Raw genomic sequence first — 26,581 nt, forward strand, 5'->3', positions numbered from 1 at the left:
CATGCAAATATTTGTTAATGGTGAAACACTTCAAACAGAAGCTCCTTTTCTTAGTCTCTTGCTTGTGGAATTGGGGTATGAAGGAAATTGGCTAGCAACTGCTGTTAATGCTGAAGTTGTTCCTGTAGATGCGCGAGACCAATTTATTTTGCATGAAGGAGATAAAGTGGAAATTTTAAGCCCAATGCAAGGTGGTTAATTATGTTGAATCTTTATGGACGACAATTCACCTCTCGTCTTATGTTAGGTACAGCGCAATATCCTTCTCCTGTCATCCTTCGTGATGCTATTCATAAATCCAATACAGAAATTGTAACCGTTTCATTACGTCGAGAAAGCGCAGGTGGAAAACAAGGAGGGCAGTTTTGGCAATTCCTTCAAGATCTTGGGGTAACATTGCTTCCTAATACTGCTGGTTGTTATACTGTTAAAGAGGCCGTAACCACAGCGCAATTAGCAAGAGATCTTTTTAAAACAGCTTGGATTAAACTCGAAATTATCGGTAATTCAGACACCTTACAGCCAAATATTTTTTCCTTAATCGAAGCTGCTCAAATTTTAAACAATGAAGGTTTCAAAATTTTTGCCTATACAACGGATGATCTCATTGTTGCTGAAAAACTTTTCGACATTGGTTGCCGTGTTATTATGCCTTGGTGTGCTCCTATTGGTTCTGCCAAAGGACCTCATAATACTGATGGATTGCGTTCTATCCGTGCTTACCTTCCTGATGCTACTCTTGTTATTGATGCCGGCATTGGACGCCCATCCCATGCCGCCATTGCGATGGAACTAGGTTATGATGCAGTACTGCTTAATACCGCAGTTGCTAAAGCAGCTGATCCTGTTTTGATGGCTGAGGCCTTTTCCAAAGCTATTCAGGCAGGGCGTATGGGGTATAAAGCTGGCATGATCGAAGCACGCAATGTAGCAGTCCCTTCAACACCAATCATTGGAAAAGCGGTATTTTCATGAAACTGGATCCTTTTTACCTCATCGTTGATAACGCTGATTGGATTGAACGTTTGCTTCCTCTTGGTATCAAGCTCGTACAATTGCGTATGAAACATGAAAATCAACAAATAATCCGTCAACATATTAAGCGTGCAAAAAACATATGCAATAAATTGGGAACACAATTAATTATTAATGATCATTGGGAAATAGCAATTGATGAAAAGTGTAATTTTATTCATCTGGGACAAGAAGACCTGAGCAATGCTGATCTTCACGCAATTCGTAAAAGTGGTATAAAAGTTGGTCTTAGTACACATGATGAACATGAATTGGATATCGCACTCTCTGCTAATCCTGAGTATATTGCACTTGGTCCTATTTATCCGACAATCTTAAAAAAAATGAAATGGATGCCACAAGGACTAGAGAAAATCAAACAATGGAGAAAACGGATTGGTGCTTTACCTTTAGTGGGTATTGGTGGGTTAACACCAGAACGTGCAGTTAGTGTTTTAAATGCAGGAGCAAATAGTGCTGCTGTTGTGACTGATATTATCCTCCATAAAAAACCTGAAGAGCGTGTACAGCAGTGGATAAAAGTGACACAAAAATGGCGTTGATACCTTCCATTCTTATTGTTGCAGGCACTGATCCAACAGGAGGTGCCGGTATTGTTCGTGATATAGAAACCTCTGCACATTTTCAAATAAAAGCAAATTTAGCAATTACTTGTGTTAACGTACAAGATGATAATCGCGTTGTCGAAATCATTCCAATGTGTGGAGACCTCGTCGCTGCGCAAATGCGTGCTGCTCTAGAAGCAAATCCAATAAGCGCAATAAAAATTGGTATGACGGGGACAAAAGCAATTATAGCAGCAATCTGTAACGTACTCAAAGACTATCCCCATGTTCCAGTTGTTTTGGACCCTGTACTTGTCGCTTCATCAGGAGGAAAACTAATAACAGAAACAATCATCGACACTATGATCGATAAACTGCTTCCTCATGTTGATCTTTTAACACCGAATAGAGAAGAACTCGCTCTTCTTAGCCAAAGTCCATTGGCATCTAATGATAAGCAAGCAATACAACAAGCAAAAAAACTTTTGTCATTGGGAGCTCGCTCTATCTTAGTAAAAGGCGGACATGCGGAGGGTCCTCTTGCAATTGATAGCTTCATTGACAAAATTGAAGTCATCAATATTTCTACTCCACGTTTAAAAGGAACAATGCGTGGAACAGGTTGCATTCTATCAAGCGCTATTGCAGCGCATTTGGCACTCAATGAACCTCTCATTTCAGCTGTAAAAAAAGCAAAAGAATATATCCACACATTGCTTTTAACCCATTGTGAAAACTGTTTGTAACGTCTTAGTGTTTTCTCATATAAAAGTAATAATTATATATTTCAATTAATATATTTAATTTATTTAATAAAAGCTATTAAATAAATTAAATAATAAAAAATTATACTTAATTTTTTAAATAAAATACTACAAAATTCACTTTCACTAAGTATTAAATATAGAATATAATGATTAAAAATATTATCACGCCACTTGCATTCAGTAAAAAATTCTTTTATTATGAGTGAGTTTATTTTGTTTAAAAAGTTGAAATAGCGCAATTTAAACAAATTATACATTTAAAGATGCATATAATCGCGAAAACTCGCATTTTACGATTTGCCTTTTTTGTGAAAAGAGAGAATCCTATCAGCATTCTTATACATTAATGGCTAGCGAATACGTTTATAAAACTTGAAGGATAATTTTGTTTGATCTATAGTGCCTAGATCATTAGAAAAAGTAAAATGTTAAATCAAACGCCGTACTCGATTTCCTATGAAGAACTCTTAAACTTTTATAAAGAAAGTGGTGCGGATGCCGTTCTGACAGACTTCCCTATTGATCGTTTTAAGCAGTCTGCTTGTTCAGAGAGAAAATTAACGCCTGTTGTTAACATTTCTGGTAATCAACAAACATCTGCCAAAACATCTCCAAGCGTAAAATTAGATAATCATCCACTGTATAATTCTAGTCCTATACAAAACGAATCCGCTGCTATAGAGAGTGCAAAAAGTGCAAAGACACTTGATGAATTAAAATCTGCCCTCCTTGCATTTAATGGCTGTTCACTAAAATTGACAGCAAAAAATACCTGTTTTTCAGATGGAACAGCAGGAAGTCCCCTAATGCTCATAGGTGAAGCACCAGGACGAGAAGAGGATATACAAGGAATTCCTTTTGTGGGAAAAGCAGGGGTGTTACTTAATAAAATTCTCGCATCAATTGGCTTAGCAAGAAATAATGTTTACATTGCCAACACTATTCCTTGGCGTCCACCAGGAAATCGTACACCAACACCAAGAGAAGTTGCCTTGTGCCGCCCTTTTATTGAACGGCACATTTATTTAGCACGTCCTCGTGTTCTTATAGCACTGGGAGGCGTTGCTGCACAATTTCTTACTGGATCTCAAAATGGGATTATCCGAACAAGAGGGAAATGGCATATCTATGAAAGCGAAGATAATATAAAAATACCTGTTATGCCAACTTTTCATCCAGCTTACCTTCTTAGAACCCCTAGTCAAAAGAAGCTTACATGGATAGACTTCTTAGAAGTAAAAAATCGCCTCGACAGCCTTTTGTAATTCTTTAATCCTATCTTGCTTCTAAAATTAAAACACCCTTCTTTAACTCTTAAAATACTAATGGGAAAAAACTATGAAACAGCCAATAACATCTATTTATCGTTTGGAAGATTACCAACCAACTCCTTACGCTATCCCTAAAACACACCTTTCTTTCCAATTGGCACCAACAAAAACCTATGTTACAGCCATATTGTTTATTGAGCCCCGTCACGATACAAAAGAATTAACACCTCTCGTTCTTTCTGGTGATGATCTTACTTTAATTTCCGTTTCTATTAATGATGAGATATTAGCCCCAAACACTTATAGAGTGACGCCTTCACGTTTAGAGATTACAACGCCACCAACGGCTCCTTTTACATTAAAATTGGTTACGGAACTGAATCCTGAAAGCAACCGCCAACTTATGGGGCTTTATCTTTCAAATGGTGTTTATTGCTCACAATGCGAATCGGAAGGTTTTCGTCGTATCACTTATTTTTACGACCGCCCAGATGTTCTTTCTACCTATAGAGTAAAAATTGAAGCAGATTCCAAAACAATCCCAATCTTGCTTTCAAACGGTAATCTCGTGGGAACAGGAACTTTAGAGAATAATCGTCATTTTGCTATTTGGGAAGATCCTTATCCCAAGCCATCTTATCTCTTTGCTTTAGTAGGTGGAGATCTTGATAAGTTAGAAGACCATTTTACAACTGTATCTGGACGACGTATCGAGCTTGGTATCTATGTAGAAAAAGGAAAAACCGAACGCGCAACCTATGCAATGGATGCTCTTAAACGTTCCATGCGTTGGGATGAACAATGTTTCGGACGCGAATATGATCTTGATGTTTTCAATATTGTTGCTGTGTCCGACTTTAACATGGGAGCAATGGAAAACAAAGGCCTTAACGTTTTTAATGATAAATATGTTCTTGTCGATCCTGAAACAGCAACCGATCAGGATTATAGAAATGTTGAACGTGTCATTGCCCATGAATATTTCCATAATTGGAGCGGTAATCGTGTTACCTGTCGCGATTGGTTTCAACTCTGTTTAAAAGAAGGATTCACTGTTTATCGTGATCAGGAATTTTCATCAGATCAAAATATACGCAGCCTACAGCGAATTGAAAATGTAAAAGCATTAAAAGCGACGCAATTTACAGAAGACGCAGGACCTCTTGCGCATCCTGTACGTCCTCGTCAATATAGCCAAATTAATAATTTTTACACCACAACTGTTTATGAAAAAGGTGCTGAAGTTGTTCGCATGATACGAACTATTTTAGGTCCTACTCTGTTTCGTAAAGGCACTGATCTTTATTTTCAACGTCATGATGGACAAGCTTGTACAATTGAAGATTTTATTACCTGTTTTGCTGAAGTATCTGGTCAAGACTTCTCCCAATTCATGTTGTGGTACGAACAAGCAGGAACACCCAATGTAGAAATCGATAGTCATTATAGCGATGGTGTTTTAACAATTCATACAAAGCAACATATTCCCGCAACCCCACAACAAAAAACAAAAAAGCCCATGCTTATCCCTATCGCATTTGGCTTATTAGGACCTAACGGAGAAACCCTCGCTTATGAAGCGGATACAGATATTCAATCAGACGTTATGCTTTTATCCAAGGAAAGCCAAACGTTTACATTAAAAGGACTGCGTGAAAAACCCGTTTTATCACTGCTGCGAGACTTTTCTGCACCAATCATTCTACACACGCCATTTAATGAAAGTGAACTTATTTTTCTTGCACAACATGATGACAATCACCTTAATCGCTGGCAATCTCTTAATCATTTAATGACGCAAGCTTTGCTTCAAAGCATTCAAGATAAAACACAAGCAGCAAAAGAAACAATCTCCTCTGCTTTGCTAAACCTGATTGAAACAATCATAACAGATGAAACCTTAGAGCCTGAATTTCGTGCCTTCTGTTTAAATTTACCTAGTGAAGTTGAGCTTGCTCATACAATCGGTAAAAATATTGATCCAGATCGTATTCATTACGTGCGCAATCAGTTTCTCGCTTCACTTGCACAAACACATCAAAAACTCTTAACAAAATTTTATGAACAAATGCAAACCCAAGAACCCTATTCACCAGACACTGTACAAGCCGGAAAGCGAGCATTCAAGAACATACTATTGGATTATCTTTCCATTTCTGAGAACAATCCAAATCGTGCGGCGACACAGTATGCAACAGCTGATAATATGACTGACCGAATGGCGAGTATTGCTGTTCTCGTGAAGCGTTTTAATGAAAGTGAGCAGGCACAAAATGCCTTAAATGATTTTGAAAACCGCTATCGACATGACCCTTTGGTTATGGATAAATGGTTTTCTATTCAAGCAATGGTTGCTGGCACATCAACACTCGAAAATGTTCAAAAGCTCATGCAACACCCGCTATTTTCAAAGGATAATCCTAATCGTGTACGATCTCTGATCGGTATCTTTGCCTCTAACAACCTAACAGGCTTTAACAGAGTTGATGGTGCCTCCTATGATTTTCTTTGCCAAATCATTTTAGAAATTGACAAAAAAAATCCACAGCTTGCTTCACGATTATTAACAACTTTGCGCTCTTGGCGACAATTAGAACCCATTCGGCAACAAAAACTTGAAACGGCATTAAAAACGATTGCTGCCGCACCAAAATTATCAAGCGATGTTTCTGATATCATCAATCGTCTACTCACTTGAAACAAAAAAACATTTTAAATCAATATACTATAATATTTTTAAAAATAAACTCTACAAGCTACTTTGATCATCATTAAACCTATAAACAGGCAATCTAAGCCTGTTTATAGGCCATGTTTAAAATGCCTTTTCCTTTTCATATTCCAAATTCATAAAAGTAAAATACTTTTTTTTAAAAAAAGACTGGACAGAAGACTCCTGTTTTGATTCATTGCACTCTCATGGGGTTATTAATGAATATCGAAGCAGTTTTTAAATCACATTATTCCGGAATTAAAGGAACAAGAGATGGCTAAATTGGACGCATATAATGCGCCAACGGAGATATATGCTGATTCAAAATCGAGCGCTCAAAGCCATAAAGCGCAGACAAAGCGTATTCATCTGTTTTCTGGCTCTACCTATCAAAAGCTTCTCTTTATTGAACCTTGGTTGCGACGCTCACTTCCATTTGTCATTGTGGCATTTCTTATTGCGCTTGCAGCAATCCGTTTCGTATCAATCTATGATTGGCGCAACACAATTGATAAAAACACGCATTCTACCATCACTCTCTTAGCTTCTCATATTACCAATACAATCGACCGTGACTTACTTGCCGCCACTCGACAAGGAAAAGCTGCTGCTCTTTCTCATAATCATTTACAAAATATCCTAACCAATTTTCGTAACAAAGGTTTTATAAAAACCAGCGCTGTTATTGCTATTGTCGATCAAAAAGGCAATGTCCTAGCTTCATCAAGTTCTGAGATCATCCTAGGAAAACCTTTGCAAGATTTTATCTCTGACAGCATTGCTTTACAATCTCTTGGACAACACGCTGGAGTTATGAAAATCACAATAGGCAAAGATACCCCTGCTCTTGCTTCATTTCACCAAACAGAAAATGGACAATATGGCGTATTCATTAGCGAAAAGATGCAACATATTTATATGGAATGGCGGAAAGCTCTCTCGTTAAATATAACCATGTTCATTGGAACTAGTGGCGTTATCCTCGCTCTTCTTTATGCTTATTATAACCAAATTGTACGAGCACGCAAAACAGATCTTGTTTCAGAAAAAATTCAAAACCGTATTGATATGGCAATGATGCGTGGACGCTGTGGACTATGGGATTGGAATATGGCCAGTGGGCGCGTCTACTGGTCACGAGCAATGTACGAAATGCTCGGCTATGTCCCTCAAGATGCATTGCTCTCAATTTCCCAAATTAGCGCCATTATCAATCCAAATGATGCGAATTTTTTTGACCTTGCTCAGGAATTAATGAGCGGCAAAAAAAAGCATATCGATATTAACGTTCCTATGCGTCATGCTGATGGTCATTATGTATGGATGCGCATTCGTGCCGAAGTGACTGAAGAAGAAGAACCCCATTTGGTTGGTATTTCCTTCGATATTAGTGAACAGCAACAATTGGCTGAACAAACGGCACAAGCCGACCTTCGTATTCGTGACGCGATTGAAAACATTTCAGAATCTTTCGTCTTGTGGGATGCTGAAGGACGTTTAGTCATGTCCAACAGCAAATTTTGCGAATATGCCGCTATTCCTAAACAAATTCTCCAATCAGGTATCCAACGTGCAACCGTCGAAGCCATGGCACGCCCTGCTCTTAGTGAATATCCCCTTAAAGATGATGGTACTGGTAACTTAACCAGTATTCGCCAAACGGCAGATGGTTGTTGGCTCAAAATTAACGAACGACGAACCCAAGATGGAGGATTGGTTTGTATTGGTACTGACATTTCTGAGCTTAAACAACAACAGGAAAAATTTGAAGACAGCGAAAGGCGTCTTTTTTCTTTCATTCAAGAACTCAAACGTGCGAGAGGGAGTGCTCAACAACGCGCAACAGAAGTTGAAAAACTTAATAAAAGTCTGAAAGCAGAAAAAGAACGCGCCGAAAGTGCTAATAAGGCTAAATCAGAATTTTTAGCCAATATGTCTCATGAATTGCGCACTCCACTAAATGCTATTCTCGGCTTTTCAGATATTATGTTACAATCAACCTTTGGCCCTCTTGGTTCACAACGCTATAAAGAATATATGCATGATATTTATAATTCAGGAACCCATCTTCTAACCCTTATCAATGACATCCTTGATATGTCAAAAATCGAAGCTGGAAGATTTACGCTTGATTGTAAAAATACCGATCTTGAACCTATCATTAGTGAAGCAGTACGAACACTAACGCCTCAGGCTCAAGAAAAAAATATTGCTGTTACAACAAACATTACCCCAGAACTTCATGCTGAAGTTGATGGTCGTGCAATGAAACAGATTTTCCTTAATCTCATCTCTAATGCCGTTAAATTCACTCCTTCTGGCGGAAATATTGATGTCTGCGCTTTCAAGAAAAAAAATAATCTTATTTTTAAAATTACAGATACAGGTGTTGGTATTCCACAATCAGCAATTAAAAAACTTGGACAACCCTTTGAACAAGTTGAAAATCAACTTACTAAATCTCATACGGGCTCAGGTCTTGGCTTAGCCATTTCACGCTCCTTGCTAGAACTCCACAAGGGAAAACTTGAAATTACTTCAAAAGAAATGAAAGGAACAACTGTAACGATTATAATGCCCATCACACAAAGTTAAATTTCTCCATTTTGTTCTCGTTGTAGTAAAATCTGTTTCCGTTTGTCCCCCCAACGATACCCTGAAATAAAACCATTTTTACGCACAACACGATGACACGGAATGATAACAGCCAATTCGTTACGTGCACAGGCATTAGCAACGGCACGAAAAGCATTCGGCATACCAATACGGCATGCTAAAACCTCATATGAAATTGTTTCACCACATGGTATATCACATAATACTGCCCATACTTGTCGTTGAAAAACTGTACCATTTATATCTAAGGGAAAATTATATTTTTTTACCAGCTTAGGTGTTTCTATCATGGCTATAATATGGGCAACTTCTCTCTTAAATGTATTGTCACCTACAACTTGTTGTGCATCACCAAATCGTAGCGTAAACTCCTGTAGTAATTGCTCTATAGTGTCTCCTAACGCACTATGACAAATCCCTTTTTGAGACCTAGCCACCAAAAGCTTTCCTATTGATACATCTTTCAGACAAAATCTCGTTTGGGAAATGCTCGGCATTTTATCCTTCTTTATATTTTAAAAAGTTTTGAACATCACCATAAAGTAAAGGGAGAGTATTTACTCTCTTTTAAAAACAAACAAAATCATTCTGAAATTATCTCCTTAGCCATTGTATTAAAATACACTCTCACCCTTTTATGAAACGGACACATCTATAGATTGACGTTCCCTACCCTAAAACGGAAACTTCGACCAGAGCCGACTTATCAACAATCTTATTGTTTATTTAACAGATTCCAACTGAAACCATTTTATATGGTTTATTTCATAAGCTCTCTACAGACAAATTTGGTCCTGAATTTTATCATACGCTCTAACAAAAAACACCTTAATGTGGTAAATTTTCATACCTTATATCACAGCTCTAAACAGCAGTATTTTACGGAACAACACGATAAGTTTCCCATTTCATTGTACGAAATCCCATCAAACCATAAATAATGGCTTATGTTTTACAAGCAATAGAAAAAGCGCGGGGTCTCTTAGGCAAACAACGTCATAAAACACAAAATATGCAAGCAATGTATTGGGAAGATGTTCCGACTTTTTATGCTCCACGTATGATTGAATATTCTAATTTGTTGGAGCACTGTTATTATTTTTTATCAAAGGTCATACTTTTGATAGACTGATGAGATGACTCAACTCAAAAAAGAAATTTATCTTAAATTTTATGAAAAAAAGCATGGAAAAGGTATTTTAATGCTTACTTTCTTTGTCACTTAACTTATAAAATAACTGTAGCTTCAAAACTGAAATATTTTGCCTGCAACAATCGCACATAGATATTTGTCATAGGAAAAAGTCATGCCCAAACGCACAGATATAAAATCTATTCTTATCATCGGAGCAGGACCTATTATCATTGGTCAGGCATGTGAATTTGATTATTCTGGTACTCAAGCCTGTAAAGCATTAAAAGAAGAAGGTTACCGAATTATTTTGGTCAATTCTAATCCTGCCACGATTATGACAGATCCAGATCTAGCTGATGCAACTTATATAGAGCCCATTACGCCTGAAATCGTTGCCAAAATTATTGCCCATGAACGTCCCGATGCCCTTTTACCCACTATGGGAGGACAAACAGCCCTCAATACTGCTTTATCATTAAAGCGTATGGGTATTTTAGACCGCTATCATGTTGAAATGATAGGAGCCAATGCTGATGCTATTGATAAAGCTGAAGATCGTGCTTTATTCCGCCAAGCGATGGCAAAAATCGGTTTGGAAACGCCACGCTCTATGTTAGCCAATGCAACAGAACTGAAAGAAGAAAATCGCCAACAACACGCAAAAACGTGTGCTGAACTTAAAGCAAAGCTTTCTGGTACCGCGCTTGACAAAGCACTCGAAGAACTTGAGCGCAACTGGCGACATACCGAAGCTGATCGCAAACAACATTATATCGCTCATGCAACAGCAAAAGCAGTTCAAGCTCTTGATGTTGTTGGGCTTCCAGCTATTATTCGTCCTTCATTTACCCTTGGTGGAACTGGTGGTGGAATCGCTTATAACCGCTCTGAATTCTATGAAATTATTGAACGTGGGCTTGAAGCTTCACCAACAACAGAAGTATTAATTGAAGAAAGTGTTTTAGGGTGGAAAGAATATGAGATGGAAGTTGTTCGTGATAAGAACGACAATTGTATCATCGTTTGTTCTATCGAAAACATTGATCCAATGGGGGTTCATACCGGTGATTCGATCACTGTAGCACCTGCTCTCACCTTAACCGATAAAGAATATCAATGTATGCGTAATGCTTCGATTGCTGTTTTGCGTGAAATTGGCGTTGAAACGGGGGGATCCAATGTACAGTTTGCTGTCAATCCTGAAAATGGGCGCCTCATTGTTATTGAAATGAATCCGCGTGTTTCTCGCTCTTCAGCGCTTGCTTCAAAAGCAACGGGGTTTCCCATTGCCAAAGTAGCGGCTAAACTGGCTGTTGGTTATACACTTGATGAATTAAAAAATGATATCACGGGCGGTGCAACACCAGCATCATTTGAACCTTCTATTGACTATATTGTGACAAAAATTCCTCGTTTTGCGTTCGAAAAATTTCCCGGTTCATCACCTGTCCTCACAACTGCGATGAAATCTGTAGGAGAAGTCATGGCAATTGGACGCACTTTTCAAGAATCGTTACAAAAAGCACTCCGTGGACTTGAAACAGGGCTTACGGGTCTTGATGAAATTGTGATTCCAGAGCATGCTGAAGGTGATGAAAAAAGTTCTATACGCTCAGCCATTGCCATACCAAGCCCTGATCGTCTACGCTATATTGCTCAAGCTATGCGCACAGGCTTACCTTTAAATGAGATTCACCAAATTAGCAAAATTGATCCGTGGTTTTTAGAACAAATAGCCTCCATCATTGAAATGGAGCAGCGTATCCGCATTCATGGATTACCCCAAGATGCAGATAATTTACGTATGTTAAAAGCTATGGGCTTTTCAGATGCGCGATTAGCCTCCCTTATCGGACAAGAAACCGATTATATCGCAGCTTTGCGTAAATCACTGAATGTTAAACACGTCTTCAAACGGATCGATACTTGTGCGGCTGAATTTTCTTCTCCTACAGCCTATATGTATTCAACATATGAAGTTCCCTTTGCAGGTGTAGAGCACTCGGAAGCACACGTTTCTGAACGCAAAAAAATTGCTATTTTAGGCGGTGGACCAAACCGCATTGGGCAAGGTATTGAATTTGATTACTGTTGCTGCCACGCTGCTTTTGCACTGCGTGATGCAGGATTTGAAGCGATTATGATTAACTGTAATCCTGAAACAGTTTCAACCGACTATGATACCTCTGATCGCCTTTACTTTGAATCTTTAACAACAGAAGACGTTATCGCTATTTTAGAAGCAGAACAGGAAAAAGGAGATTTGGTTGGAGTCATCGTCCAATTTGGCGGACAAACACCCTTGAAATTGGCAAGCGCTCTAGAAAAACACAACATCCCCATCCTAGGTACTTCACCTGACGCTATCGACTTAGCTGAAGATAGAGATCGCTTTCAAAAACTGTTATTTAAACTTAATTTAACACAACCTCAAAATGGTATTGCCCACTCCATCGAACAAGCACGCCTCATTGCCCACGAACTAGGCTTCCCCTTGGTTGTACGTCCATCTTATGTTTTAGGAGGACGTGCTATGCAAATTATTCGTGATGAGCGTAGCTTACAAAATTATTTACTTGAGAGTGTCCCTGAATTAATTTCAGAAGATATCAAAGTCCGTTATCCTAACGACACAACAGGACAAATCAATATATTGCTTGGTAAAAATCCGCTTCTTTTTGATACCTATTTAACAGAAGCAATTGAAGTAGATGTTGATTGTCTCTGTGATGGCAAAGAAACACTAATCGTTGGTATTATGGAACACATTGAAGAAGCTGGTATCCACTCTGGTGATTCAGCATGTTCTTTACCAGTCCATACGCTCTCAAATAAAATAGTTACTGAATTAGAGCGCCAAACCAAAGCATTAGCACAAGCACTTCATGTTCGCGGTTTAATGAATGTACAATATGCTATAAAAGATGACACCATTTATGTCTTAGAAGTCAATCCCCGTGCTTCACGTACTGTTCCATTTGTTGCAAAAACGATTGGTCGCCCTATTGCTAAAATGGCTGCACGTATTATGGCAGGAGAAACGCTTCATGATGCTCTTCAAGCTTATGGTGGATTACCTTCTTTGCAGGAAAAACAACATATTGCTGTCAAGGAAGCAGTGTTTCCTTTTGCTCGTTTTTCAGGTGTTGATACACTTCTTGGTCCAGAAATGCGCTCAACCGGTGAAGTTATGGGTCTTGACTATGAGTTTTCGCTTGCTTTTGCTAAAGCCCAACTTGGAGCTGGTGTAAAACTCCCTAAAGAGGGAACTTTGTTCGTTTCTGTAAGGGATGAAGATAAAAAACGCATCTTAAATCCTGTAAAACGTTTAACTGAGCTTGGCTTTTCTGTTGTCGCCACAAGTGGAACACAAAAATTTCTCACCGAACACCACGTTGAAGCAAAAAAAATCAACAAAGTTCTAGAGGGACACCCCCATATTGAAGATGCTATTCGTAATCGCCAAATTCAATTGATTTTTAATACAACTAGCACTGCCAGTGCCATCTCAGACTCAAAATCATTACGTTATGCAGCACTCATGCAAAATGTTCCCTATTATACAACAATAGCTGGAGCCGAAGCCGTCGTAGAAGCGATCAAAGCACTCAAAAAAAGGCACCTTGAGGTACGTTCACTACAAAGTTATTTTAGTTGATTTTTTTTCTACTTAGTAAAATGTACACTATTTTCTTGTTTTTTCTTTATATAAAAATTGATTAAGACTTGCTTTTTGTTCTAAAAACTTTTATAGAGGTTTCATCGAATTTTCGGTTACGTGACTTTCTTTCCTGTGCAATCTGCACTTTCGACGAAACTTCTCCCACCTAATTTCGATCTACAGCCGTATTGAAGGGATAAAAGCTTCAATGCTCAATATAATTATATATTCTAAGGAGTTTCCTATGTCTACAGGAACAGTTAAGTGGTTTAATACAACAAAAGGTTTCGGATTCATTCAGCCTAGTGATGGTAGTGCAGATGTATTTGTACACATTTCTGCCGTCGAGCGTTCAGGTCTAAACAGTCTTAATGAAGGGCAAAAAATCTCTTATGATGTTCTTCAAGATCGTCGTTCAGGAAAATTTGCCGCTGGTAACCTTGCAGCACTTTAAAGTTTAAATTCTGCAATATTTTATTTAGAAATCTTCGTCTGTAACGACGAAGATTTTTTATTTTGTATAAAACATTATTTTACCTTGTTAAAATAAAAGACTGCTTATCTCCTTTGCACAATTTATCAAACCTCCTCTATCTTTCCTTTAAATCTTTCATAAAACCTAAGAAGAAATGACCTTGCAAAAATCTCAAAAAAGAAGAATATAAAGCCTATGTAAGAGTATTGTGGAAGTTTTTTATTGCATACAATATAATCTCTTATAAAATATTCTTAAAGCAATAATCATTTGATATAATATAAGGATTTTAAATTATGGCTTTTATTGCCGACAAACTGTCTCGTATCAAACCTTCTGCAACAATTGCTGCTTCTCAAAAAGCCCGTCATTTAAAAGCATTAGGGCGAAATGTTATTGCTTTAAGTGCTGGAGAGCCAGACTTTGATACCCCAGACAACATCAAAAACGCGGCTATTGAAGCTATTCGAAGGGGAGAAACAAAATACCCTCCCATATCTGGAATTCCAGAATTGCGCCAAGCAATTTCTGCAAAATTTAAAAGAGAAAATAACCTTCTTTACCAACCAGAACAAATTATTGTTGGTACCGGTGGTAAACAAATTCTCTTTAATGCATTTATGGCAACTTTGAATAGAGGAGATGAAGTCATCATTCCATCTCCTTATTGGGTTAGTTATCCAGAAATGGTCACACTTAACGATGGTACGCCTGTCTTTTTAGAAACAAAAGCGGAATTTTCTTATAAACTCCAACCACAAGAGCTAGAAGCTGCCATTACCCCAAAAACCAAATGGTTTATCTTTAACTCTCCTTCAAATCCATCAGGTGCCGCTTATACATATAATGAACTGAAAAAACTCACCGATGTTTTAGTAAAATATCCTCATGTATATATTCTCACTGACGATATATATGAACATCTCACGTATGAGGGTTTTACCTTTGTTACTCCAGCTCAAGTAGAACCAGCGCTTTATGATCGCACACTCACAATGAATGGTGTTTCTAAAGCTTATGCGATGACGGGCTGGAGAATCGGTTATGCAGGCGGACCACAAGAACTCATTAAAGCTATGGATACCATTCAAGGCCAGCAAACATCTGGCACGAGTGTTATTTCACAATGGGCTGCAGTTGAAGCTCTCAATGGACCACAAGACTTTATCACTAAAAATAAAAGTATTTTTCAAGCACGCCGTGATCTCGTTGTTTCCATGTTAAACCAAGCTCCTGGCATTCACTGTCCAACACCCGAAGGTGCTTTTTATGTTTATCCTTCTTGCAAAGGACTTATTGGTAAGAAAACACCTAACGGTCAATGTATTATGAATGATGAAGACTTTGTCATAGCGCTTCTAGAAACAGAGGCTGTTGCTGTCGTCCAAGGGTCTGCTTTTGGACTTGGATTAACTTTTCGTATTTCTTATGCAACATCAGAAAAACTGCTTGAAGAAGCTTGCTTACGTATCCAGCGCTTTTGCAACAGTTTAACTTAAAATTTTTAACATCATCTCTTGTGATTGTTTTTTTGCCGAATGTTAGTATATCCGAGAAAATACCAGAAACTGCGTCATGGTCTAAATCTATCGATTCAGCAAAAATATCTATGAATAAACACAAAAATAGATGCTGTAGATAAAGATCAAAAAAATCTAGCTATCAAATAAATGAATCGGTCTCTTATCATAAGAGATGACAAGCCTATTCTGCTTTCTCCATTCAATTTATAACTCTAAAAAAGACCGAGCACTTTTAAACACAATTGCCCTTATAATCAAAGGCCCTTACAATAAAATCTCTTCTATTTCTTTCTCAGCTTCTTCTTCGTCCTAAAATGAAGAAGAAGCCACCTCCCATCGTTGTGTAAACAATCCAGTTTCCTTTAAGTTCTATCTAATAACTACTTGATTTACTTCATAGGCTTTATGAACAAGACCTGCCTTAAATATTCATCTCACATTCTAATAAAAAGCACTTCATGTATAAGGTTTTAAATATTTTATATCACGCTCCTAAAAGACAGACTTTTACAGTACAGTAGAATACCCCCTCTCAAATTCCTCATTGAATTTTAGTATTCTTAAAAAAATTGTTGGATATCCGCCAGTTTCGAAATTTTTTCTTTATCATCTTCCCATATATTGCAATTTCTAGGGACTCTTTCAAAAATTAAAAAAAAAGCCGGACATATGTCCGGCAAATTTGGAAAATCCTCAGAGATAAAATCAATCTGATAGATCTTCGTAAGGGAACACTCAAGAAAACGAAACTGGGAGGCAACATAATCAAGAGATAATATTCTATGTCATTTTATAAGGAAAAGCACAATAAAGACTTAAGCGTATCTGCTATGCGATAAACACATAGCTTTAAATTTGTCTCCATCATGTACCACTCTCTTTAATTAAATAGTAAAAATGTTAACTACACCATCACACGATTTTCCATTTTTCAATATATAATAACCCTCACCGTTGCTAGCATTCATAAAAAACATTTATCCCTCTTTTCAAAAATATTTATCCGCACAGACTCCCTCCACTTTTAATGTGCAACAAATAATTTTAATTGATTCAATATAGGCAAATTTGAAACGAAAGAATATTACGGGAGTCTCAAGTTGCAAAATAGCTAATTGTCCCTTATAAATTAAGATATTAATATTAAAAAGACCACTGACGGGCTTTTAAAAAAATATAATCTCGAAAAGCATTTAACCTTGCCAAATTCTTTAAATTATAAGGATAACAAAAAAAAGTATCAAAAGAAGGAATATCAACCATATCAGGAAAAAGACGCACTAAATGCTCATCATTATTGACGATATAATCAGGAAGCACAGCAATCCCAAGATCACGCATAAGCGCATTCTTTATTGAGATGATATTGTTGATTTGTAGAACTGAAACGCGCAATGATCCATCACTTCTACCAGCCTTTTCCAACCAATTTAAACCAGACAAATAAGGTGGAACCGGTTCACCGAACGAAATAATACGATGCTCATCGAGATCAGACAATTTTTCCGGCTTTCCATAATTTGCAATATACTTTTCCGAAGCATAAACATGCATATGAATTGTAAAGAGTTTTCTTTGTATAAGATCAGGTTGTTTGGGTTGATGTAAGCGAACAGCACAATCCGCATGACACATTGTCAAATCAAGCTCTTCATCGGAAAGCAAAAGCTGAACCTGCATATCAGGATAAAGACTAAGAAATTCTGGCATACGCTCTGCAATCCACCCTGCCCCCATTCCAAAGGTCGAGGTCACACGCAAGTGCCCCGTTGGTTTTGCATAGCTTTCACTTAATTGCAAACGCACACTTTCAAGCTTCATCAAAACATCATGAGCTGTACGATAAAGAGTTTCTCCTTGTTCTGTAAGAATCAAACCACGCGCATGACGTTGAAATAAGGATACCCCAACCTCTTGTTCTAAAGCCGAAACCTGTCGTGAAACGGCTGATTGAGATAAATGAAGTTTTTGAGCAGCATGCGTAAAAGATCCCGCTTCTGCTGCAGCGTGAAAAACCCTTAACTTATCCCAATCCAACGGTGGCGCCACAATTAATTTTACCTCTATATTCTCTATGTTCTCAATGGGTGACTAACGCTTGAGTATATCCAAAAACCGTTCTGCTTCCAACGCTGCCATACATCCTCTTCCCGCAGCTGTTACAGCTTGGCGGAATGTTTCATCTGTCACATCCCCAGCAGCAAAAACACCAGCAATGCTTGTTGCTGTTGAGTCCGGTGCTGTCCATAAATAGCCACTTTGTTTTTGTTTCAGCTGTCCTTCAAACAGAGAAACAGCAGGATCATGCCCAATGGCAATAAATATGCCCTCTGCATTCACTTTCATCTCGTGACCTGTCTTAACATTTTTCAGACGTGCCCCTGTTACAACAGCGCCCATTGAATCTTGAGCGGGTAGCCCCAAAATTTCTTCGACCACATGATCCCAAAGAACACGTACATTATTACAAGCTAGCAACCTATCTTGCAAAATTTTTTCTGCCCGAAACTGCCCCCGCCTGTGAACCACGCTTACACTTTTAGCCAAATGCGATAAATAAAGTGCTTCTTCAACAGCCGTATTTCCTCCTCCCACGACAATAACGTCCTTATCACGATAAAAAAAGCCATCACATGTCGCACAAGCGGAAACACCTCCGCCCATAAAGGTCTGTTCACTTTCTAAACCAAGCCAGCGCGCTTGAGCTCCTGTTGCAATAATCAGTGCATCACAAGAATATTGTGTTCCTGAATCCCCATATAAAACAAAAGGATACTTCAACAAATCAGCCTTTATAATTGTATCATAGACAATTTTTGTCCCCATATTCTCAGCTTGTTTTGCCATTTGCTCCATCAACCATGGTCCTTGAATGGGATCTGCAAAACCTGGATAATTCTCAACATCAGTTGTAATTGTTAATTGCCCACCCTGCTGCAAGCCCGTCACCAAAACCGGCTTAAGCATTGCTCTTGCTGCATAGATCGCCGCTGTATAACCAGCCGGACCTGAGCCAATAATCAGCAGACGAATATGAGATTGTACCATTAAATCCCCTTCACTTTATTATAAATTAATTATTCTATAAATGATAACGGAATGCAGCCTTTTAAAAAAATATTTTTCAAGAGCCCTAATTATGTTATGTATACTTCTTTTCAAGTTTTATGAAAAGGTCTGATTACTAATTCATCAAGGCGCGCTAATGTTAAGAATTAATCCTTATCCTATAAAGAGAAAAATGTAACTTCTTATGAGCACAAAACCATAATAAAAAGAGATACAAAGATAGGGAACGATCATTTTTCAATTTATTATCAATGTCTGTGCACGTTTTGCCTTAATCATGGGAGGAGCAATGCTTTTGCCAATTTTTGTGGATTTGCACGACAACAATCGTAATTGGATAAGCTTTCTCTATTCTTGTGCCATAACCACCATGTTAGCAACGCTGATTCTTTTAGCAACTAAGGGGGCTACTTGTCGTTTTTCAGCACGCCTTGGTTTTATGCTCACTGTTTGTCTTTGGCTCACAGGAAGCATCGTGGGTGCCTTACCTCTTTATCTTTCCCCTCTACCCATTTCTCTAGCAGGTGCCATCTTTGAATCTGTCTCTGGAATTACAACAACAGGCTCTACAGTCCTTTCGGGTCTTGATAATTTGTCGCGAAGTATTTTGTTATGGCGTTCTATCATATGCTGGATTGGAGGCATCGGTTTTATCGGTTTAGCCCTCTTGATTTTGCCTTCACTGCGTGTGGGGGGAGTACGACTTTTTCATATGGAATCATCTGATAAATCTGAAAAAATATTGCCTCGCATCAACCAAATTGCTAATGGAATTATCATAGCTTATGTTGGTCTCACATTGGCTTGTATGCTTTCTTATTTTGCTGCAGGCATGAATTTATTTGATGCCATTAACCATGCAATGAGTACAGTAGCAACTGCTGGTTTTTCGACTCACGATGCTTCTTTTGGCTATTTTTCTAATACACCAGCTATCTTAATTATCTCAACAATCTTCATGTTGCTTTCTGCTTTACCCTTCGTCCTTTATGTTAAATTAGTTCTTCCTGGACACTCCAAACGCTTCCTTGATCCACAAGTAATTGTTTTTCTCCATATCGTTCTCCTTTTCAGCTTTGCTTTAGCAGTGTGGCTACGGTTTCATGATCATCGCGCTTTCCATTTGGTTTTTCTTGATGCCATTTTTCACCTTTCATCCATTATTAGTACCACAGGTTACAGTGCTGAAGATTATCAACTTTGGGGCCCCTTTGCGCTTGGAATTTTCTTTATTGTTTCTTTTACAGGTGGGTGTGCTGGTTCTACTTCTGGTGGTATGAAAATCAATCGCCTTATTATTCTTTGGCGTATTACACAAACAAATATACAAAAACTTCTTTCTCCTAATGTTGTCGTAAAAGCTCGCTATGATCACTCAAATATATCAAACGATGTTGCTCAAGCCGTTTTATTTTTTGTATGTCTTTATATGTTCTGCCTTGTTATCGGCACTGCACTTTTGCTTACAACCGGTCTTGACTTTACCTCTTCCTTTACAGGTGTCTTAACCGCACTTTCAAATGTTGGTCCAGGCTTTGGAGATATCATTGGCCCTGCAGGTAATTTCTCTACAATCAATGATAATGCTTTATGGATTTTAAGTTTTCTAATGTTAGCTGGACGCCTTGAAATCATAACAATATTCGTCCTTTTTATTCCCGCTTTCTGGCGTGAACAATTCTAATGCATAGAGTATTTTATGCTACCATGATAAAAAATTTACAAGATAAAAAGGCGAGAACAGTATGCGTCATAATATTCACCCCTCACCCAATCTACTGAAGATTTCCTAAAATTTCATACAAAACATCATATCAATGATATAAAAATAATTCAACAAAAACAATCAAATACCAATACTCTCAAAGCCATAACATATAAAACTTCACTTTATTGATCTTCTTTATCAAATAAAGTGGACGCATAGAACATTCTTTTACGAATAATCCCTCATGCAAAAATATGAATATTTGCTGATAAAAGTGTTTTTTCTCTTTAATAGAACAACATCTTTATGGAAAATAGAATGCATTCTATTACAAATTTACGAGCTTGTTAAAAAACATCTCACAATACTCATCTTATTCATTTCACAACAATTCTTATGAAAGGTATAAGATCTAATTGGTCCCATCATTTTTACTTAAATAATAAAGTGCATACCGAAACCACAACATAAGATACAATTAGCACCATCATATTATTTTTCTGCTGTTAATGTGCAACAGACTGCATTTCAGACAATTTATAAGAAATCTCTTTACACCTTTCTTAAATAGTTTTTATCCGCCACATGCTCTCTTCCAATTGTGACGTGCAAATGTATAGTTTTTATTGATTTACTATAAACAGATTTGACATGGAAGAATCATACGATATTGAAAGTTCTTATTCAAATTGCAAAGATAAATTATTTATATGATATCAATATATTAATCAAAGCACATTTTGTTTATGAATTTCTACTACCCGAAAATATGTACAACTATTTTATCCATGAAAATACTAGAGAAAACCTCAAAAATTTTCTCTCATTTAAGATAAGAATTTTTTTGCTCTATATTTAAGTCTTACAAAACGTAATAATATTAGCATGACAGCGTTAAGATAGTGCATAAATCTCTAGACTTTAAAAGTTAAAGTATTATTTTCTCATTCTAAAATATTGCTGGAATTAAAATAATTCTTCTCTCTCCTCGTATGCTTTGTCATAAGCCATATATCGCTCTCAAACCTATAGATTTTTTAATCTTTGATCCCAAACTTTGAGAACTTCTTATAGCGTTATATGAAAGACATGATAAATTTTTTGAAATAACACTTATATAATTGAGATGTTTTCTTGATGATCATAAAAAACCTTTAAAGGAAACACTTTTTATCATTCCTCAAGAAGATTTTTGATATAATATATTTTAAAGTATTTTTTCCGCAAACAGTTCTTTGTAAATACTTCCAATCTCAATTGCCTCCTTTTCCAAAGGAAAGTGAGTACGAACATGGGTTAAAGCTTTCTTTCCGGCTGCTAATGTTTTTTCTACATCAGAAAAATAAAGTTCAATCGCTGCCGTTAAAGCCGAACCATCTCCTGCTTTTACAACCGTTCCTGTTTCTGCTACTACCAACTCTTTATAAGCTCCCGCATCACTCGTTACAACCGCAACCTGTGATGCCATTGCCTCTAATGGTGTTAAACCGAAACCTTCTGTACGAGAAGGTGCCACATAAAGTGATAAACGACGATACCATAAAGGTGTATCCAGAATCTCACCAAGAAAAATAATGCGATCATTCAGATCAGCCTTAGCAATCTTTTGGCGTAATTCTTTTTCAAAATGATAATGTTGTTCTGTCGTACGACCAGCAATAAGTGCTGTCCACTCAGGATAGTGGGGCAATAATGCTATCATAGCATCAACAAATAAATCTGTTCCCTTTGAGCTACGCACACGTCCAAAACATCCTACCGCATATTTTCCTGGAAATCCTGTTGAAGAAAAGTAATCATTAAGAGTCTGTGGTGGCGTAAAACGCCTTACATCCACCCCATGCATAATAACCTTGTGAGGCACTTCTAGATAAGCACCCGTATGCGTACTGGTAGCAATAACTCTATCCATACGGCGAATCAACCATTTGGTAAAAGGCTTATGATGGCGTTGTGAAGCCGATGTGAATATAAGCCTCAGCTTCATTCGCAAGATATCGCGTAAAAAGATCCCACAAAGCATCTCAATATTGCGTCGTGCATGCCAAATACGAAATGATTTCCCTTTCGGACTTTTCCAAAGTCCGAAAAGGTCCCTAAAGGTAAGAGCAGGCAAGTTTTGTGGTAATCCAAATCCCAAAGTAGATATACGCACCCCCTGTTCGCGCTGTAGTGGAATAAGCTGAATAATCGTAGATGTCACTCCCGACAAACGCTTTTTTAAATGAGGCGCAATAACCTCAGTTTCTTCCAAAGAGATACGCATAATAATCCATATGTTATTTAGATGTACTGAACCTTAATGATCTCATAATTATGCGCACCACCTGGTGCATTCACCTCAATCACATCACCTTCTTGCTTGCCAATAAGTGCACGTGCGATAGGCGAAGAAATAGAGATTTTACCAATTTTTACATCAGCTTCTTGATCCCCTACAATCTGATACACTTTTTTTTCTTCAGTATCCTCATCCAAGAGTTTAATGGTTGCGCCAAATTTTATTTTGTCACCTGAAAGACGCGAGACATCTATCACTTCTGCTCGTGCGATATAATCTTCAAGCTCATTTATACGCCCCTCATTAAGACTTTGCGCTTCTTTAGCTGCATGATACTCGGCATTTTCTGACAAATCACCATGTGCTCGCGCCTCAGAAATTGCTTCAATAATCCGCGGACGCTCCTGTTGTTGACGCCAACGCAACTCTTCTTTAAGACTTTCAAAACCAGCTGTAGTCATCGGAACTTTTTCCATAATCCGTCCCTTTCTATTACACGGAAAGTTTAATAAAAATACAAAAAACGGCTTCCAAAATTACTTTTGGAATCCGAAAACTACGATCTTTTTCATTATATAGTACAGTCTCTCTGTTTTCCATATAAAAATAAATAAAGGGAACAAAACATGCACCAATAGTGTTTAAAACATCTCATTTTGGTGTTTAAAATATTAAAATTCACTCTACTGCTGAGTCTCCTAAAGAAGAAAGAATTGTATTTTTTTCTGTTTTATCATAGTCTGGCAAAAGAAATCATATGTGATACGAAGAGAGAAGGATAGAAAATTACTAAAGAAGTTCTTTGCAGTAAAATGAAAAAAATCATAATTTTTTTTATGTTTGTTCCTTTCTTTTTAGCCACAACAATATCAGAGGCAGCAGATGCTTTTGTTACGAGAAATCTTAATTTTAGAACAGGTCCCAGCACTCAGTATGCGCTTTGTGGCTTAATCTCTGCGGGGGAATTGGTCTTTGTCAAAAACTGTGAAGGAAACTGGTGCCATATCCGATATAACGCTCAAATGGGTTGGGTGTCATCTCGTTATCTTTCATTTAAAGATGGAAATGATCTTTATCACACATACACAATGCCTTTAGTGCCCAAACGTACCGATTATTCTCCATAACAGCCATAATAACTTATGCCCTCTTGAATATCATCATGGAAAAAATGCAATAGTGTCTATGAACAACCACAAATATGCTCCCTCCAAAGAAATACTTCGAAGAATTTGTCTCACAGAAAAAACTTGATCAAGATCCTAATGAAAGCTCCAATAAACCAAAACAAATCTGTTCAATAATGTTTTGCTGTTGTTGTAATGAAATTGTAAAAATTAGTATTTTCTTTAAAATCACCAGCACGCTTCTATCAAAGGATACAACAATGAAAAATGGTGTTACTGCAACAGTAGAAGCTCTTTCTGCTCTCATTGCTTCAGGTAATCCTCTTTTTAAGAATGGTGCATTATGGACACCTCACCGCCCTATTCGTCCTGAAAAATCTGAAGGTGGTATTCCATTTCAACTCGAAACATCTTTTAAACCAGCGGGAGATCAACCTCAAGCCATTAAAACTCTGGTTGAGGGAATTCAAAAAGATGAACGTACACAAGTGCTTTTGGGTGTTACCGGCTCAGGAAAAACCTATACAATGGCCAATATCATTGAAAAAACACAGCGTCCAGCTCTGATTTTAGCTCCAAATAAAACTTTAGCGGCACAGCTTTATGGAGAATTTAAAAGCTTTTTTCCTCACAATGCTGTCGAATATTTTGTTTCTTATTATGACTATTATCAACCAGAAGCCTATGTTGCACGCTCTGACACTTATATTGAAAAAGAGTCCTCTATTAATGAACAAATCGACCGGATGCGTCATGCTGCAACACGTGCCGTCTTAGAGCGTGATGATGTTATTATCGTCGCATCTGTCTCCTGCATCTACGGAATTGGTTCCGTAGAAACCTATACGGCCATGACCTTCGAAATAGAAAAAGGGGACAAACTCAATCAACGAAAACTCTTGGCTGATTTAGTCTCTCAACAGTATTATCGACAAGATATCAACTTCGTTCGTGGTTCCTTTCGTGTACGAGGGGATACAATCGAAATTTTCCCTGCCCACCTCGAAGATCGTGCTTGGCGTATTTCGCTCTTTGGCGATGAAGTGGAAACAATTACGGAATTTGATCCTCTCACCGGACAAAAAACAGGCGATCTTCAATCAATTAAAATTTATGCCAACTCACACTACGTAATACCACGCCCAACACTTAACCAAGCGATGAAATCTATCAAAATGGAACTCGTTCAACGCCTCGATGAATTGAACGAAGCTGGGCGTCTTTTAGAAGCACAACGTTTAGAACAACGTACAGTTTTTGATTTGGAAATGTTGGAAACCACCGGTTCATGTCCGGGAATTGAAAATTATTCACGTTATTTAACAGGACGAAATCCCGGTGAACCACCCCCAACTTTATTCGAATATATTCCACTCAATTCTCTTGTTTTTATCGATGAAAGCCATGTAACCATTCCCCAAATTGGTGGTATGTACCGAGGTGATTTTCGCAGAAAAGCAACTTTAGCAGAATATGGTTTTCGCCTCCCTTCCTGTATGGACAACCGTCCTTTGCGCTTTGAAGAATGGGATGCCATGCGCCCACAAACAATTGCTGTCTCCGCAACACCTGGACGCTGGGAAATAGAACAATCCCATGGTATTTTTGCTGAACAAATCATTCGCCCAACAGGGCTTGTCGATCCAGAAACAGAAATTCGTCCAGCACGCACTCAAGTCGATGATGTTGTGAATGAAATTCGGAAAACAATTCAAAAGGGCTACCGTACATTGGTGACAGTTCTCACAAAGCGTATGGCCGAAAACTTAACTGAATATCTCCACGAACAAGGTATTCGTGTACGCTATATGCATTCCGACATTGATACATTAGAACGCATTGAAATTCTACGCGATCTTCGGCTTGGCACCTTTGATGTCCTCATCGGTATCAACTTGCTCCGAGAAGGCTTAGATATTCCAGAATGTGGTTTTGTTGCCATTCTAGATGCCGATAAAGAGGGCTTTTTGCGCTCTGAAACTTCCCTCATACAAACAATCGGACGTGCTGCACGTAACGTAGATGGCCGTGTTATCCTCTATGCAGATACGATCACTGGTTCCATAAAACGAGCCTTACAAGAGACACAAAGACGTCGACAAAAACAAATAGCCTATAATGAAGAACACCATATCACACCGAAAAGTATCAAAAAAAATATCGGAGATATTCTCAATTCAGGTTATGAAAACAACCATATTCGTACAAATATCCCTGATGTCATCGAGAAAAAAAATATGGTTGGCAACAATTTAGCATCTCATATTAAACACCTCGAAAAATTAATGCATGAAGCAGCTGCTGATCTTAATTTTGAAGAAGCAGCACGCCTTCGCGATGAAATCAAACAATTACAAAAGATAGAACTAGAACTCGCGGAGAATCCCTTAACACATCATAGAGAACAATCCCCCCAAGAGCCCGTGTTACAACCAAGTCTTTTCTCCAAACCAGACCTTGCACACATGGGACCAACCATGGACACTGGTATTTTGGAAAATCAAAAAGGAAAATCTCGTAAAAACACTCCTAATCAAGCAACAATAAAACGAAAAAAACGCAATCAATGAAGGAGCAAGAAATTTCACACCGCCAAAACTAATCTTTAGCTCTTCTAAAAAACTGACTATCGATGAAGAGTAAACAGTATTGCCC

19 protein-coding genes are annotated in these 26,581 nt (G+C 37.8%); 14 read left to right on the forward strand and 5 right to left on the reverse strand.

The window, feature by feature from the left end:
• Nucleotide 1: 1 nt before the first annotated feature.
• The 7 genes from thiS to ACFIM8_RS01870 all read left to right on the forward strand — a co-directional run bounded on the left by thiS (nucleotide 2) and on the right by ACFIM8_RS01870 (nucleotide 8,926).
• The gene (gene thiS / locus ACFIM8_RS01840; protein WP_375606321.1) at nucleotides 2–199 is read left to right on the forward strand and encodes a sulfur carrier protein ThiS; all 198 of its coding nucleotides are present in this window, start codon (nucleotides 2–4) and stop codon (nucleotides 197–199) included.
• Nucleotides 200–201: 2 nt separating this feature from the next.
• A complete protein-coding gene (locus ACFIM8_RS01845; protein ID WP_375614398.1) occupies nucleotides 202–975 on the forward strand; it encodes a thiazole synthase in 774 nt (257 codons plus the stop codon).
• A complete protein-coding gene (locus tag ACFIM8_RS01850; protein WP_375606323.1) occupies nucleotides 972–1,577 on the forward strand; it encodes a thiamine phosphate synthase in 606 nt (201 codons plus the stop codon). The genes ACFIM8_RS01845 and ACFIM8_RS01850 overlap by 4 nt, the downstream gene beginning before the upstream one ends.
• Complete coding sequence (locus ACFIM8_RS01855) at nucleotides 1,568–2,326, forward strand: hydroxymethylpyrimidine/phosphomethylpyrimidine kinase (RefSeq protein WP_375606476.1); 759 nt, start codon at nucleotides 1,568–1,570, stop codon at nucleotides 2,324–2,326. Before ACFIM8_RS01850 ends, ACFIM8_RS01855 begins: the two co-directional genes overlap by 10 nt.
• A 446-nt stretch (nucleotides 2,327–2,772) precedes the next feature.
• Nucleotides 2,773–3,612, forward strand: a complete 840-nt coding sequence (locus ACFIM8_RS01860; protein ID WP_375606324.1) for a uracil-DNA glycosylase family protein — start codon at nucleotides 2,773–2,775, stop codon at nucleotides 3,610–3,612.
• A 73-nt stretch (nucleotides 3,613–3,685) separates the two neighbouring features.
• The gene (gene pepN, locus ACFIM8_RS01865; protein WP_375606325.1) at nucleotides 3,686–6,316 is read left to right on the forward strand and encodes an aminopeptidase N; all 2,631 of its coding nucleotides are present in this window, start codon (nucleotides 3,686–3,688) and stop codon (nucleotides 6,314–6,316) included.
• Between the two features lie 288 nt (nucleotides 6,317–6,604).
• Nucleotides 6,605–8,926 carry an ATP-binding protein gene (locus ACFIM8_RS01870; RefSeq protein WP_375614399.1) on the forward strand — a complete coding sequence of 774 codons (2,322 nt, stop codon included), beginning with the start codon at nucleotides 6,605–6,607 and terminating at the stop codon, nucleotides 8,924–8,926.
• On the opposite strand, the gene ACFIM8_RS01875 is transcribed toward ACFIM8_RS01870, so the two are convergent.
• A complete protein-coding gene (locus tag ACFIM8_RS01875) occupies nucleotides 8,923–9,444 on the reverse strand; it encodes a methylated-DNA--[protein]-cysteine S-methyltransferase (protein ID WP_375606327.1) in 522 nt (173 codons plus the stop codon). The two genes, ACFIM8_RS01870 and ACFIM8_RS01875, sit on opposite strands and share 4 nt — an antisense overlap.
• Nucleotides 9,445–9,887: 443 nt before the next feature.
• On the opposite strand from ACFIM8_RS01875, the gene ACFIM8_RS01880 reads away from it, so the two are divergent.
• The 4 genes from ACFIM8_RS01880 to ACFIM8_RS01895 all read left to right on the forward strand — a co-directional run bounded on the left by ACFIM8_RS01880 (nucleotide 9,888) and on the right by ACFIM8_RS01895 (nucleotide 15,717).
• Nucleotides 9,888–10,079, forward strand: a complete 192-nt coding sequence (locus ACFIM8_RS01880; RefSeq protein ID WP_375614400.1) for a hypothetical protein — start codon at nucleotides 9,888–9,890, stop codon at nucleotides 10,077–10,079.
• A gap of 175 nt (nucleotides 10,080–10,254) precedes the next feature.
• Nucleotides 10,255–13,740, forward strand: a complete 3,486-nt coding sequence (carB, locus tag ACFIM8_RS01885; RefSeq protein ID WP_375614401.1) for a carbamoyl-phosphate synthase large subunit — start codon at nucleotides 10,255–10,257, stop codon at nucleotides 13,738–13,740.
• 247 nt (nucleotides 13,741–13,987) lie between these two features.
• Nucleotides 13,988–14,197, forward strand: coding sequence for a cold-shock protein (locus ACFIM8_RS01890; protein WP_012754908.1), 210 nt, complete (start codon nucleotides 13,988–13,990; stop codon nucleotides 14,195–14,197).
• A 317-nt stretch (nucleotides 14,198–14,514) separates the two neighbouring features.
• A complete protein-coding gene (locus ACFIM8_RS01895; protein WP_375610130.1) occupies nucleotides 14,515–15,717 on the forward strand; it encodes a pyridoxal phosphate-dependent aminotransferase in 1,203 nt (400 codons plus the stop codon).
• A 1,167-nt stretch (nucleotides 15,718–16,884) separates the two neighbouring features.
• Here the strand turns inward: ACFIM8_RS01895 and ACFIM8_RS01900 are convergent.
• Both ACFIM8_RS01900 and trxB read right to left on the reverse strand, forming a co-directional pair.
• Nucleotides 16,885–17,790: a LysR family transcriptional regulator gene (locus ACFIM8_RS01900; protein WP_273791217.1), complete on the reverse strand. Its 906-nt coding sequence runs from the start codon at nucleotides 17,788–17,790 to the stop codon at nucleotides 16,885–16,887.
• Between the two features lie 42 nt (nucleotides 17,791–17,832).
• Nucleotides 17,833–18,789, reverse strand: coding sequence for a thioredoxin-disulfide reductase (gene trxB / locus ACFIM8_RS01905; RefSeq protein ID WP_375606331.1), 957 nt, complete (start codon nucleotides 18,787–18,789; stop codon nucleotides 17,833–17,835).
• A gap of 310 nt (nucleotides 18,790–19,099) precedes the next feature.
• Here trxB and ACFIM8_RS01910 point away from each other — a divergent pair, with 310 nt between their 5' ends.
• Nucleotides 19,100–20,494 (forward strand): TrkH family potassium uptake protein, encoded by a 1,395-nt coding sequence (locus ACFIM8_RS01910; protein ID WP_375606332.1) that lies wholly within the window; start codon nucleotides 19,100–19,102, stop codon nucleotides 20,492–20,494.
• A gap of 1,231 nt (nucleotides 20,495–21,725) precedes the next feature.
• On the opposite strand, the gene ACFIM8_RS01915 is transcribed toward ACFIM8_RS01910, so the two are convergent.
• Nucleotides 21,726–22,784 (reverse strand): glycosyltransferase family 4 protein, encoded by a 1,059-nt coding sequence (locus ACFIM8_RS01915; protein ID WP_375607748.1) that lies wholly within the window; start codon nucleotides 22,782–22,784, stop codon nucleotides 21,726–21,728.
• A gap of 17 nt (nucleotides 22,785–22,801) precedes the next feature.
• On the reverse strand, nucleotides 22,802–23,275 hold the full coding sequence (gene greA / locus ACFIM8_RS01920; protein ID WP_375606334.1) for a transcription elongation factor GreA: 474 nt from the start codon (nucleotides 23,273–23,275) through the stop codon (nucleotides 22,802–22,804).
• A 336-nt stretch (nucleotides 23,276–23,611) separates the two neighbouring features.
• Between greA and ACFIM8_RS01925 the strand changes: the two genes are divergently transcribed.
• Entirely contained in the window at nucleotides 23,612–23,926 is a 315-nt protein-coding gene (locus ACFIM8_RS01925; protein ID WP_375614402.1) for an SH3 domain-containing protein, read from the forward strand.
• A gap of 260 nt (nucleotides 23,927–24,186) precedes the next feature.
• Nucleotides 24,187–26,496, forward strand: a complete 2,310-nt coding sequence (gene uvrB / locus ACFIM8_RS01930; protein WP_375614037.1) for an excinuclease ABC subunit UvrB — start codon at nucleotides 24,187–24,189, stop codon at nucleotides 26,494–26,496.
• The last annotated feature ends 85 nt before the right edge of the window (nucleotides 26,497–26,581 follow it).

It is taken from the genome of Bartonella sp. AC535YNZD (assembly GCF_042196625.1).
Classification (GTDB): Bacteria; Pseudomonadota; Alphaproteobacteria; order Rhizobiales; family Rhizobiaceae; genus Bartonella.

Excerpts from the sequence above, each read along its gene's own strand:
- thiS (WP_375606321.1), top strand. The coding sequence starts at position 2 with ATGCAAATATTTGTTAATGGTGAAACACTTCAAACAGAAGCTCCTTTT.
- ACFIM8_RS01845 (WP_375614398.1), top strand. The coding sequence starts at position 202 with ATGTTGAATCTTTATGGACGACAATTCACCTCTCGTCTTATGTTAGGT.
- ACFIM8_RS01850 (WP_375606323.1), top strand. The coding sequence starts at position 972 with ATGAAACTGGATCCTTTTTACCTCATCGTTGATAACGCTGATTGGATT.
- ACFIM8_RS01855 (WP_375606476.1), top strand. The coding sequence starts at position 1,568 with ATGGCGTTGATACCTTCCATTCTTATTGTTGCAGGCACTGATCCAACA.
- ACFIM8_RS01860 (WP_375606324.1), top strand. The coding sequence starts at position 2,773 with ATGTTAAATCAAACGCCGTACTCGATTTCCTATGAAGAACTCTTAAAC.
- pepN (WP_375606325.1), top strand. The coding sequence starts at position 3,686 with ATGAAACAGCCAATAACATCTATTTATCGTTTGGAAGATTACCAACCA.
- ACFIM8_RS01870 (WP_375614399.1), top strand. The coding sequence starts at position 6,605 with ATGGCTAAATTGGACGCATATAATGCGCCAACGGAGATATATGCTGAT.
- ACFIM8_RS01875 (WP_375606327.1), bottom strand. The coding sequence starts at position 9,444 with ATGCCGAGCATTTCCCAAACGAGATTTTGTCTGAAAGATGTATCAATA.
- ACFIM8_RS01880 (WP_375614400.1), top strand. The coding sequence starts at position 9,888 with ATGGCTTATGTTTTACAAGCAATAGAAAAAGCGCGGGGTCTCTTAGGC.
- carB (WP_375614401.1), top strand. The coding sequence starts at position 10,255 with ATGCCCAAACGCACAGATATAAAATCTATTCTTATCATCGGAGCAGGA.
- ACFIM8_RS01890 (WP_012754908.1), top strand. The coding sequence starts at position 13,988 with ATGTCTACAGGAACAGTTAAGTGGTTTAATACAACAAAAGGTTTCGGA.
- ACFIM8_RS01895 (WP_375610130.1), top strand. The coding sequence starts at position 14,515 with ATGGCTTTTATTGCCGACAAACTGTCTCGTATCAAACCTTCTGCAACA.
- trxB (WP_375606331.1), bottom strand. The coding sequence starts at position 18,789 with ATGGTACAATCTCATATTCGTCTGCTGATTATTGGCTCAGGTCCGGCT.
- ACFIM8_RS01910 (WP_375606332.1), top strand. The coding sequence starts at position 19,100 with ATGCTTTTGCCAATTTTTGTGGATTTGCACGACAACAATCGTAATTGG.
- ACFIM8_RS01915 (WP_375607748.1), bottom strand. The coding sequence starts at position 22,784 with ATGCGTATCTCTTTGGAAGAAACTGAGGTTATTGCGCCTCATTTAAAA.
- greA (WP_375606334.1), bottom strand. The coding sequence starts at position 23,275 with ATGGAAAAAGTTCCGATGACTACAGCTGGTTTTGAAAGTCTTAAAGAA.
- ACFIM8_RS01925 (WP_375614402.1), top strand. The coding sequence starts at position 23,612 with ATGAAAAAAATCATAATTTTTTTTATGTTTGTTCCTTTCTTTTTAGCC.
- uvrB (WP_375614037.1), top strand. The coding sequence starts at position 24,187 with ATGAAAAATGGTGTTACTGCAACAGTAGAAGCTCTTTCTGCTCTCATT.